Here is a 9,768-nt window from a genome sequence, read left to right as displayed (position 1 = left end):
CCACCTCACCCCGGCCTACCGCCGCCTCCCGGACGCCTGACGCGCACGTCCCGGATCAGGTGCGGGGCGGGACGTGGCCCAGGCGGAAGAGGTTGTTCGGGTCGTACGTGCGGCGCAGCGCGGCCAGCCGCCGGCGCGTGCCCTCCGGCCAGGCGCGCCCGAGCAGTTCCGGCTCCAGCGCCGCCCCATGGAAGTTGATCATCGTCCCGCCGGTGGCCCACGGCGACACTGCGGACACCACCGCGGCCGGGTCCGAGCCCGGCAGCCCGATCGCGAGCAGCGCGTACGCCGCCTCCCGCCCGCCGACCGCGTTCGGCTCCTTCGGCTCGCGGGCCAGCGCCCCGCCGAGCTGGCGCAGCTCGACCACCGGCAGCGGCAGGTCACGCCCGGGCCCGGCCACGGCGAGCAGCGCCTCGACGGTCTCCCCGGTCAGCTCGCGCAGCAGCCCGCCGCGCTCCACCACCGGCATCGGGTCGACCGGGTCGGAGTGGATGGCGTCGAGCTGGGTGTACGGCAGCCGTCCGATCGTGTCGACGACCGGCTCGGCGACCGCGCGCATGGGGGCGAGCAGCCGCTCGGACTCGGCCGGCCCGAGCAGGCAGGCCACCCGCAGGTGCACGGTGAACTTCCCGGCGAGCGGCGGCGGCAGGCCGGGCAGCGGGGGCAGCCGCAGCATGGCCACCGACGTGGTGACCGACTCGGGCAGCGTCTCGGCCCAGCTCCGGTAGGCGTGCAGCGCGGCGGCGGCGTCCTGGGCGGCGAAGAACAGGCCGCCGCCGTAGACCTCGGTCAGCGGCAGGAGGTCCACGGTCATCGAGGTGACGACGCCGAAGCCGCCCTTGCCGCCGCGCAGCGCCCAGAACAGGTCGGGCTCGCGTCCCGGGTCGGCGGTCCTGACCTGGCCGTCCGGCGTGACCACGGTGATCCGTCTGACGTGGTCGGCGGCGAAGCCGAACGTCCTGGCGACCGGCCCGATGCCGCCGCCCAGCGTGAAGCCGACCGCGCCGACCCCGGAGGCGGACCCGCACAGCGGCGCCAGCCCGTACGGCGCCGCCGCCTGGACGACCTGGGCCCACGTGCACCCGGCGCCGATCGTCGCGGTCCTGGCCTGCGGGTCGATCGTCAGCTCGGTCAGGCGGGAGGTGAGGATCAGCATCGCGCCGTCGGCCGGCTGGACCGCGCCGTGCCCGGTCGCCTGCACGGCCACGGGCAGGTGGTGCGCGGCGGCGTGGCGTACCGCCTCGGCCACGTCGTCGATGCTCTCGGCGGTCACGGCCACGGCCGGGCGGTGCCGGACGGCCAGGTTGAACCCGGTGATCTCGGCGTCATGTCTGTGGTTGTTCATGGCGGCATTTGTCGCAGACGGGGTTTGGAGACCACTGGGTGCGCGTCCTAGTCGTCTCCTAGTGGGGGCGGTCATGCTGGCCGTCATGTTCACCCTGCTGCTGAAGGAAGTGCCCGTTCACGCAGGTGCGCCGGGGGCGGCGCTGCTCGGGGACGCCCTGCTCGCGGCGTCGGCGCGGTGCCGGCTGTACGTGCTGGCCGACCTGGCCGGGCCGCCGGGCGCGCCGGCGCTGGGCGCGGCGCTGGTCGAGATCGAGCCGTCCGGGCGGGAGGCCCTGCTGGTCGCCGGCGGGGTGGCTCCGGGAGCGGCGGCGGGGCTGGGCGCCCGGCTGATCGGGGACCTGCTGACCGAGCTGCGCGCCGAGGGGGTGCGCCACGTCGGCCACCCGGCGAGCGCCGGTGCGACGGCGCTGACGTCCCTGCTGCGGGCGGCCGGGTTCGCCGAGGCGCCGTACGGCCCGCTGCCGGCAGTGCAGGCGGGCGATTACGATATGCCGGAAATTTTGTGGCTCACGCGGGAGTTGTGATGCGGCTGGACTTCCGGGTGCTCGGGCCGGTCGAGGTCCTCGACGAGGCGGGCGTCCCGCTCGACCTGGGATCGCGCAAGCAGCGCGCGGTCCTGGTGCTCCTGCTCATGAACGCGCCCAACGTGGTCCCGCTCGACCAGCTCATCGACCGCCTGTGGCGGGACGAGCCGCCCTCGAGCGCCACGGGAACGCTCCAGGCGTACATCTCCCAGCTGCGCAAGATCCTGGAGCCGGGCCGCAGCCCCAGGACCCCGGCCCGGGTGCTGCGTACCAGGGAGCCCGGCTACCTGCTGGACATCGCGCCCGGCCGGCTCGACGCGCACCGGTTCCTGTCGGCCGCCGACGCCGCGCGCACCGCGCTGGCCGAGGGCCGTCCCGACGAGGCGGAGCGGCTGCTGAGCCCGGCGCTGGCGTCCTGGCGGGGCGAGCCGTACGCCGAGTTCGCCGAGGAGGAGTTCCTGCGGCCGACGCTGGCGCACCTGGCGGAGGCCCGGCTGTCCGCGCTGGCCACCAGGGCCGAGGCCAGCCTCGCCCGCGGCCGGGCCGGCGAGGTGGCCTGGGAGGTCGAGCGGCTGCTGCAGCAGGCGCCCTACCGCGAGGGGCTGTGGGCCCTGCTCATCCGCGCGCTGTACCTGGACGGCCGCCAGGCCGACGCGCTGGCCGCCTACCAGCGCTGCCGTGCGCTGCTGGAGTCCGAGCTCGGCCTGGACCCCAGCCCGGAGCTGCGCCGGCTGGAGCAGGCCGTGCTCAGGCAGGACGAGGGCCTGCTGGGCAGCTGGGACGCGGCCGTGCCTGTCGCGCCCGAGCCCAGCCGCGCGGCGCCCGCGCTGCCCCGGCTGGTGGGACGCGAGCCGCACCTGCGGCGCGTGTCCGACCGTCTCACCGACGCCGGCCGGGGCGCCGGCGGCGTGCTGGTGCTGTGCGGCGAGCCGGGCATCGGCAAGACCAGGCTGGCCGAGTGCGCCGCCGAACTGGCCGCAGAACGCGGCTTCGCGGTCGCCTGGGGCCGGTGTGCCGAGGACGCGCCGGCGTTCTGGCCGTGGGTGCAGGCCGCCAAGACCCTGGACCCGGCCATCGCGGACCGGCTGAGCGACGGCGACGGCGGCCGGGCCGCGGCCGACCCGGACACCGCGCGTTTCCTGCTGCACGACTCGGTGGCCAGGGCGCTGGAGCGGCGGGCCGCGGCGGGCCCGGTGCTGATCGTCCTGGAGGACGCGCACTGGGCGGACGCGGCCACGCTCAAGCTGCTCACCTTCCTCGGCGCCGACCTGCACCGGGTGCCGCTGCTGGTGCTGGCCACGGTCAGGCAGGAGCGGCAGCGCCAGGCGCTGTCCGACGCGCTGGCCGAGCTGGCCAGGCAGCGCGGCACGGAACGGCTGAACGTCGGCCCGCTCACCCCCGCCGACGTGGCCGACTACCTGGACGGCCGGCACGAGCACCTGCGCCCGCACGTGGCCGAGCTGCACGACCGCACCGGCGGCAACCCGTTCTTCCTGGGCGAGCTGCTGCGCCTGGCGGCCAGCGAGGGCTCTGCGGGTCCCGCCGGCGTGTCCGCGCTGCCCGTGCCCGACGGCGTGCGCGACGTGATCGCCCAGCGCGTGTCGCGGCTGCCCGCGGACTCCCAGGCGCTGCTCAGGACCGCCGCGGTGGCCGGCAGGGACGTCGACTCCGACGTCCTGGAGGCCGCCGCGGGCATCGGCGGCCCCCGGCTGATGATGCTGCTCGAACCCGCGGTCGCCACCGGCCTGCTGGTCGAGGTGGACGGCGGCTGGGACTACCGCTTCTCCCACGCCCTGGTCCAGGAGACCCTGTACGGCGAGCTGTCCCGGCTGCAACGCGCCCAGCTGCACGGCCGGGTCGGGGTGGCCATCGAGTCCCTGGCCAGGGGCGAGGCCGCGCTGCCCGTGCTCGCGCACCACTTCGGCCAGGCGGCCAGGGTGGGGCACGCGGCCAAGGCGGTCTCGTACGCGGCCGGGGCCGCCAGGCAGGCCGCCGCCCAGCTCGCCTACGACGAGGCCGTCCGGCACTGGGAGCAGGCCCTGGCCTCGCTCGACCCGTCCGACGCGGCGGCCCGCTGCCGGCTGCTCATCGAGCTGGGCCGGGCCCGCAGGCTGACCGGCGACGTGCTCGGCGCCCGCGTGCCGCTGGACGAGGCGGTCACGCTGGCCACCGCGCTCGGCGACGACGACGCGGTGATCGAGGCCGCGGCCGTGTTCGGCGGGGTCACGCTGTGGATCTGGCGCTCGTACGGGGTGGTGGACGAGCGCATGGTCGCGCTGCTGGAACGTCAGCTCGCCCGGCTGCCGGAGACGGACCGGGTGCGCCGCGCCGAGCTGCTCGGCACGCTGGCCGTCGAGCTGTACTACAGCGACCGCCGCCAGGAGGGCCTGGCGCGCGCCGCCGAGGCGGTCGAGCTGGCCCGGGGCGCCGGTGACCCGCTGCTGCTGGCCCGCACGCTCAACAACTACGTCATCGCCGCCTGGAGCCCGCAGCACGACAGGGAGCGCTTCGCCGCCGCCGCGGAGATCCTCACCCTGCCGGGACTGCCCAGGGCCACCGAGATCATCTCGCGGCTGCACCGCATGCAGGGCCTGATGCAGGACGGCCGGCTCAGCGAGTACGACGCCGAGCTGGCCCGCTGCGTCCGCCTGACCGACGAGGTACGGCTGCCCGAGCTGGAGGCCCAGGTCACCTACGCCGCCTCCGGCCGGGCCCTGCAGCAGGGCGACTGGGCCGAGGCCGCGCGGCTGTCGGCGAAGGCCACCGACAGCTTCGAGCGCACCAGCCTGTGGGGCCCGGACACGATCAAGCTGATCTCCGCCTACTTCGGCGCGGCCGGCGAGGGCCGGCCGAGCGGGCTGCTCGACGACCTGGTGGCCGCCGGCGACGACGAGTCGAACCTGCTGATCAGGCCGACCGCGATCCTGGCCGCCCTGGACGCCGGCGATCGGGCGCTGGCCCACCGCCTGATCGACCGCTGGGGCGTGCGCATCGAGCGTGACTGGAGCTGGCAGTTCGCGGCCTGGCAGTGGGGTCTCATCGCGGCCAGGCTCGGGCGTCCTTCGCCGGAGTCGATGCTGGCGGAGCTGCTGCCGATCGGCGACCAGCTCGCCACGCTCGGCACCGGCTGCGTGTCGTGGGGGTCGGTGCACGAGGCGGTGTCGGAGCTGTTCGCCGCCACCGGCGACCTCGCGCGCGCCAGGCACCACGCCGAGGCGGCCCTGCGCGCCTACCGGCGGCTCGGCCTGACCCACCGCGAGCGCGCGAGCGCGGCCCGGCTGAATACGCCCCCTCTTCACACCGCCGCTCCCTGACCCGGCCGCGAGGACGCCCTTACCTTCTCTGGCTTTCCGTGACCATCTCATTACAGTCAGTGGTCGGAACGCAACGGAAAAGGGAGGACAGGGCATGACCAACCCCTGGCGGCGGATCATCTCGGCAGGCACGGCCCTCGTCGCGGCGGCCGCGCTGGCGGCCTCGCTCGGCGGCCCGGCGCAGGCCCGCGCCGACGCCCACCCGTGCGGGGAGCCCTACCCGCACGAGGTCGGCGGGACCGTGCACACCGTGCAGATCTGTCCCGACTGGGCGCCCGACGGGCGTATCCCGGTCTACTCGACCGTCCAGGAGTCGTCCGGCGAGATCGTCGGCTACATCGAGGCCGCCGGCCCCGACTGGTACGAGTGCGGGCTGCGCGGCGACGACTACGACGCGCTGGAAGGAGTGGTGAACGACTGGTGGGCCGGGACCATGGCCGACAACGGCGCCTGGGGGTACGTCAGCCAGGTCTACTTCAGGGGCGGCGGCAACTGGGAGCCCGACGCCAACCTCAGGCGCTGCTGATCGCGTGACCCGGACTCCGGCCCCGGGCCCGCCGATCGCGTGATCTAGCGGTCCTGGAAGGTCTCCGGCACCATGACGCGCACCCCGTTCGGCACCACCCGCAGCCGGATCGGGGTGCGCAGGCGCACCTCGCCGTCGACGTCGGCGGCCATCGGCGGGTCGGTCTCCAGCAGCATCTCCTGGCCCATCACGAACGGCCCGCCGGCCAGGCTGCGCCAGCGGCCGGTGGTGGCCCTGATCAGGGTCTCGCCCAGCAGGCGCAGCTTCTTGCCCGAGCCGAGCTGGTAGGCCACCAGCAGGCCGTTGTCGATGCTGATGTCTCTTGCCACCTGCCAGCCGCCGTGGAAGCGGCCGTTGGCGATGTTGAGCTGGTGGGTGAGCAGTTCGTGGCGCTGGCCGTTGACCGTGATGTAGGCGCGGAACGGCTTGTGCCCGGGCAGCACCGTGAGCGCCGTCAGCGGGTAGGCGGGGCGGCCGATGATCCGCTTGAGCCACGGCTTGACCTTGCCGGCCACCTCGACGGAGACGCCGAAGCTGGCCAGGTTCGCGAACTCGCGGTCGTCGGCCATGCCCAGGTCGATGTCGGCCACCTTGCCGGTCGCGAACACCCTGATCGCCCCGGCCAGGTCGAGCGGCAGGCCGAGGCTGCGGGCGAAGTTGTTGGTGGTGCCCAGCGGCAGCACGCCGAGCGCGACGTCGCGGTGCGCGACGTGCCTGACCGCCGACGACAGGGTGCCGTCGCCGCCGCCGACGATGAGCAGGTCGGGGTTGGTGGCCAGGGCGGTGTCGAGCAGCTCACGCAGCCGCTTCGGGTTGTAGACCGACAGTTCGGCCAGCGGCTCGAACCCGAGGTTGTGGATCTGCTCGATCACTTCGAAGTAGTGGCGGCGGCCGCGGCGTGAGCGAGTGTTCACCACCACCGCAACCCGGCGATCCCGGCGGATCGCCGCGGTGTGCTCGTCCTTGGGGCGCAATTCGCTCATGGTCATCAATGGTAGGGCCGCCGGGTGTCCCCGGCGGCCCCGTGGATCACTTCTTCGGCGGGATCACCTGGACGATGGCGCCCAGGTTGCCGGGAAGCGGGGAGACCAGCTTGAACTGCACGCCCAGGGCCTTGCCCTCGTCACCCGGGTTGCCGGTGCCGAGCACCGATCCGTTGATGATCTGGCCGTACCAGTCGGTGGCGGGGGTGCCGTCCTGGTTCACCACGCGCGTGCTGTAGGCCTGGTCGCCCTTGGAGGGCACGACCACCGAGGCGTCGAAGTCCCGGTAACCGGGGGCGCCGTCGATGATCTCGATGCCGGGGTACCAGGTCTTGGCGTCGGTGAAGTGCGGGACGCCCTTCTGCGCGGGGAGCTGGGTGCAGTACTCGCTGAACGGCTCGTTCGGCGCCTCCAGGCACTCCTTGAGCGGGTAGGTCTTGCGGAAGGAGAACGCGGCGTTGGACGACTGCGTGCGGCCGTCCATGTTCTTGCGCAGCGTCGTGTCCTTCTCGGCGGCGACGCCGGTGCGGCGCAGCGGCTCGTAGTGCGAGTCCACGAGCAGCAGGCTGCCCTTGGAACCGAGGCTCGGCGGGAGCGTCAGGTTCGGGACGAGCGTGTTGTTCGTGTACGTCGAGTCGCGGTACCAGACCAGCAGGCCGGGCGCGTTGTACTTGACCTTCTCCACCTTCCACGCCCCGTCGCGGGAGTAGTTGGTGTCGTAGGCGTACTGCAGGCCCTTGTCGAAGCCGTCGAAGTTACGCCACTCGGCCAGGTAGAAGCGGGAGATCTCGCGCGAGCCGTTGTTGCGCGTCCAGCCCTGGCCGCTGGTGTTGGTGAACGTGCCGCCGGTGGCCTTCCAGCCGTTCTCGCCGCCCTCGACGTCGTCGCTCCACACCGCGGCGCCGCCGTCGGTGAGCTGGAAGTCGTCGGCGTGCCAGCCGCGCGGCGTGAAGGCCGCGTCGGTGTTGTACACCAGGCGGAGCTTGATCGTCTGGCCGGCGAACGGGGTCAGGTTGACGTAGTCGTGCCGCCAGCCGTCGGTGTTGCCGGTGAGGCCGTACTTCTTGCCGCCGAAGGCGTGCAGGTTCTGGTTCGGGTCGGGGTAGCCGTCAGGCGTGGTGACCTCGTTGCCGCCCTCGTCGTAGACCTTCTGCTGGGCCCAGGTCTCGCCGCCGTCGGTCGACACCTCGACGAAGCCGTAGTCCCAGTCCTGCTCGATCTCGTAGTTGTTCCACATCCAGAACTTGACGTCGGTCCCCGCGGGCACCGGCACGTCACGGGTGATCTTGACGTCGGCCCATTCCTGGTCCAGGCCGGTCCACCAGGCGTTCGTGCCGCTGTGCGGGTCGAGCATCTTCAGCGGCGCGGAGTCCAGGTTCACCCGGACGCCGTCCTCCGTGAAGCGCGGCGTGCGCGAGGACTGGCCGACCGTGACGAACCTGCTGCGGTCACCCGGGTTGAAGACCTTCGGGTTGGCCCAGCCGAGCACCCACTTGTCCCACAGGCCCATGTGCGTGGGCATGGACTGGAAGATCGGGCCGGAGTGCGAACCGCTGGACATCAGGTCCCAGAAGTCCACGGCCGAGCTGGCCTGGCCGGAGGTGTCGTACAGGTCGGGCAGGCCGAGGTCGTGGCCGTACTCGTGGGCGAAGACGCCGACGCCGGAGTCCTCGGGCTGCACGATGTAGTTGGAGATCTTCTTGTCGGTGCCGGGGACCTTGTAGCCGCCAGCGACCGCGCTGGAGTGCGCCCAGATGGCGTAGGTGCCCTCGGCGCCGCCGTCGGAGGACTTGTCCTTGCCGGCGTGCACGAGCACCAGGTGGTCGATGACACCGTCGGGCTCGTTGAAGTTGCCGTCACCGTCGGCGTCGGAGATGTCCTCGATGTCGTAGTCGGCCCACGGGAAGTCCGGCTGGGTCGCGGCGAGGGCGTTGACCGTGTCGATCGGGAGCTGCTGCGCGCCGCGCGGGTTGTTCGGGTGGCCGGACATGTCCTGCACCTGGCCGCCGCAGGCCGCGGCGCCGTACCAGGCCTCGGAGTGCGGCACCTTGATCCAGCCGACGGCCGAGCCGGTGACGGAGTAGGCGCCCTTCGACATCTCCTCGTACATCTTCTTCAGCGTGTGGCCGGAGATGTCGATGCCGGACCTGCCGTCGCGCGGGTCCTTCAGGTCAGGACGGACGCGCTCGGTGATGCCCTTGTCGGTGTAGAGCATCTTGTTGAAGTGCTCGGGGCTGAAGTCCTTGACCCAGAAGGAGTTGTTGTCCTTCTGCGGCAGCGTGGCCGGGTCGGGGATCTTGTTGTGCAGCGGGCCGTTCAGGATCGTGCCCGCGGGCTCGACGAAGCAGTCGTCGGGGGTGCTGTCGACGGTCCGCAGCCGGTTGAAGCCGGAGAAGTCGTCGTTGGCCTGCTCGTTGAACTCGACCAGGATCGTCAGGAGCTTGGCGGTGCGAGTCTGCCTGGCGTTCTTGAAGATCCATTCAGCCGGGTTGCGGCCGGTCCTGATCGCCTCGTTCTCGCGGGCGGCGAGAACACGGGCGGCGACCGGGTTTCCGCTCTTGAACTTCCTGTCGTAGCGCTCCGCCGGGGTCAGCGAGCGCGCCTTGTTGTTCCCCAGGCTGGGCTCGGCCGCGTCCTTCTCGACGCGGGGCGGGGCGTAGTTGATGTAGTAGTCCGCCGCCGTGGGCTCGTAGTTCGCCTCGGAGGAGGCTTGAGCGACTGGCACGGACAAGGCGACGCCGAGAAGGGCGACCGCCGGGAGTGTTGCTAACAGGCGCTTGGTACTGGGCACCAGGAACCCTCTCTGCCCGGGATCGCCGGGCGCATGGCCATAGGGTATGCAATGCCGGAACCTAGAGGGTGAGTAAAGGGATCGTAAAGTACGTTGTTGAAATGTGATCAAACTACGACATTTAAAACAGCACGACGAACGCCACGACCCCGGCCCTAATCGCCGCCCCGTAACAGAGCAAGGCGATGACGAGGTCGAACCTGGCGATCCCGAGCATCTCCTCGCTGGTGAATCGGATCCGATGCGCGGCGTGAAAACCGCACAGCACGACGACCACGAGCAG

7 protein-coding genes are annotated in these 9,768 nt (G+C 72.4%); 3 read left to right on the top strand and 4 right to left on the bottom strand.

What is annotated here, in order from left to right:
• Nucleotides 1–55 precede the first annotated feature (55 nt).
• Nucleotides 56–1,345: an FAD-binding oxidoreductase gene (locus HII36_RS50600; RefSeq protein ID WP_217370978.1), complete on the bottom strand. Its 1,290-nt coding sequence runs from the start codon at nt 1,343–1,345 to the stop codon at nt 56–58.
• A 73-nt stretch (nt 1,346–1,418) separates the two neighbouring features.
• On the opposite strand from HII36_RS50600, the gene HII36_RS50595 reads away from it, so the two are divergent.
• The 3 genes from HII36_RS50595 to HII36_RS50585 all read left to right on the top strand — a co-directional run bounded on the left by HII36_RS50595 (nt 1,419) and on the right by HII36_RS50585 (nt 5,711).
• Nucleotides 1,419–1,871, top strand: coding sequence for a hypothetical protein (locus HII36_RS50595; protein WP_173530562.1), 453 nt, complete (start codon nt 1,419–1,421; stop codon nt 1,869–1,871).
• The gene (locus tag HII36_RS50590) at nt 1,871–5,185 is read left to right on the top strand and encodes a BTAD domain-containing putative transcriptional regulator (protein ID WP_173530561.1); all 3,315 of its coding nucleotides are present in this window, start codon (nt 1,871–1,873) and stop codon (nt 5,183–5,185) included. Before HII36_RS50595 ends, HII36_RS50590 begins: the two co-directional genes overlap by 1 nt.
• A 94-nt stretch (nt 5,186–5,279) precedes the next feature.
• Nucleotides 5,280–5,711, top strand: a complete 432-nt coding sequence (locus tag HII36_RS50585; RefSeq protein ID WP_173530560.1) for a hypothetical protein — start codon at nt 5,280–5,282, stop codon at nt 5,709–5,711.
• A 44-nt stretch (nt 5,712–5,755) separates the two neighbouring features.
• On the opposite strand, the gene HII36_RS50580 is transcribed toward HII36_RS50585, so the two are convergent.
• The 3 genes from HII36_RS50580 to HII36_RS59415 form a co-directional block, all read right to left on the bottom strand.
• Nucleotides 5,756–6,694, bottom strand: a complete 939-nt coding sequence (locus tag HII36_RS50580; protein ID WP_173530559.1) for a diacylglycerol/lipid kinase family protein — start codon at nt 6,692–6,694, stop codon at nt 5,756–5,758.
• Nucleotides 6,695–6,740: 46 nt separating this feature from the next.
• Nucleotides 6,741–9,419, bottom strand: coding sequence for an immune inhibitor A domain-containing protein (locus tag HII36_RS50575; RefSeq protein WP_328808268.1), 2,679 nt, complete (start codon nt 9,417–9,419; stop codon nt 6,741–6,743).
• A 187-nt stretch (nt 9,420–9,606) separates the two neighbouring features.
• Entirely contained in the window at nt 9,607–9,762 is a 156-nt protein-coding gene (locus HII36_RS59415) for a hypothetical protein (protein WP_407940903.1), read from the bottom strand.
• Between the last annotated feature and the right edge of the window lie 6 nt (nt 9,763–9,768).

This window comes from Nonomuraea antri, from assembly GCF_013283785.1.
Classification (GTDB): domain Bacteria; phylum Actinomycetota; class Actinomycetes; order Streptosporangiales; family Streptosporangiaceae; genus Nonomuraea; species Nonomuraea antri.
The sequence above is the reverse complement of the archived record's forward strand: the minus strand, read 5'-3'. Positions and strand labels throughout refer to the sequence as shown.

What these genes read in the sequence shown, in the direction of transcription:
- HII36_RS50600 (WP_217370978.1), bottom strand. Translation starts at nt 1,345, where the DNA reads ATGAACAACCACAGACATGACGCCGAGATCACCGGGTTCAACCTGGCC.
- HII36_RS50595 (WP_173530562.1), top strand. Translation starts at nt 1,419, where the DNA reads ATGCTGGCCGTCATGTTCACCCTGCTGCTGAAGGAAGTGCCCGTTCAC.
- HII36_RS50590 (WP_173530561.1), top strand. Translation starts at nt 1,871, where the DNA reads ATGCGGCTGGACTTCCGGGTGCTCGGGCCGGTCGAGGTCCTCGACGAG.
- HII36_RS50585 (WP_173530560.1), top strand. Translation starts at nt 5,280, where the DNA reads ATGACCAACCCCTGGCGGCGGATCATCTCGGCAGGCACGGCCCTCGTC.
- HII36_RS50580 (WP_173530559.1), bottom strand. Translation starts at nt 6,694, where the DNA reads ATGAGCGAATTGCGCCCCAAGGACGAGCACACCGCGGCGATCCGCCGG.